A 1,329-nucleotide genomic window follows, 5' to 3' on the forward strand; every position below is an offset into this window, starting at 1 on the left:
GCCCACGCTGACAGTGAAACCGCGGGTGCTGATGACACGGCCGCCGACTCTGTCAGTGGGGGTGCGGGCATCGATGGCGGCGCTGCTCACGCTCGCAGTGAGACCACGGGCGTTGATGACGAGGGCGTCGATGTCGGCGGTGCGCGTGTGGACGTCGATGGCGATGTTGCCCACGCTGACAGTGAGACCGCCGGTGCTGATCGCGGGGCAGCCGACAGTGCGACTGCGGACGCTGATGGCGGGGAGATCGGAGCTGATGGCGGGGCCTCGGCTGTTCGTGGCGAGGTGGCCGGTGCTGACGGTGCTGTGGCGGACGATGACGGCGGGCACGCGGACGATGACGGCGGGGTCGCGGGTGCCGATGGTGAGGCTGCTGACAGTGCGGGTGGGAGTGGGCCCGGGGCTGCGACTCGGCCGGAGTTCGGGTCATCGCTGCAGGGGTGAGCGCGGTATCGGCGGCGGATCCGTTCGGGACGTCGGGGCTGCGGGCGGGGGTTCTTGCGGCTTGGCGTGATTCGCCTACTCGGTTGCGGGAGGATGCCGCGACCGAGGCGGATCTGGTGCGGGCGGGGTACCGGGATCGGCTGCTGACCGAATTGGCGCAGAACGCCGCGGATGCGGCGGCCAAGGCCGGTGTCGCGGGCCGTGTGGCGGTGCGTCTCCTCGACGGCGCCGTGCACATCTCGAATACCGGTGCACCGCTGGATCTTTCGGGCGTGCACGCGCTGACCGCACTGCGCGCTTCCGGCAAGGCGGATCCGGCCGCGAGCGTCGGCCGCTTCGGCGTCGGCTTCACCGCCGTACGCACGGTAAGCGATGAGATCGAGGTCCGATCGACCACCGGCTCCCTCCGGTTCTCCCACGATCTCACCTGGAAAGCCCTGCGCGACAACGCGATCTCCGTCCCGGACCCGGGCGAAACCTTCACCCCACCCGTCCTCCGCCTGGCCTGGCCGACCGACGCCACCCCGCCACCAGACGCGGACACCGAGATCGTCCTGCGCCTGCGCCTGGACATCGACCCCCAATCCCTACTCGCCGCAATGCGCGCTGAAGCCGTCGACCTCCTCCTGGAACTGCCCGCCCTACAGAGCATCCAAATCGGCGACGACGAGATCACCAGCACAGTCACCGATCTGCCCGACGAAAGTCCGCACCGGCACGAGCACGAAGATCCCCACGTCGAGCAGATCAGTGCGGATTTCGGCGCCGGCGATTCGTATCTGCATGGTCGACAAGGCCCGCCAGACGGCAGTGGTGACACCGTCGCGCCCCCAAATCGCGGTCGTGCGGACCCGAGTCGTGGGCACGCGGACCGGAGTCGTGGGC

General features: G+C 69.5%; 1 protein-coding gene. It reads left to right on the plus strand.

Translation table 11 applies throughout. The features are described 5' to 3' along the window. Positions 1-440: 440 nt before the first annotated feature. A partial coding sequence (locus ON44_RS04095) for a sacsin N-terminal ATP-binding-like domain-containing protein (protein ID WP_373283122.1) occupies positions 441-1,329 on the plus strand: 889 nt, incomplete at its 3' end.

It is taken from the genome of Nocardia vinacea NBRC 16497, assembly GCF_000308835.1.
GTDB classification, from domain to species: Bacteria; Actinomycetota; Actinomycetes; order Mycobacteriales; family Mycobacteriaceae; genus Nocardia; species Nocardia vinacea.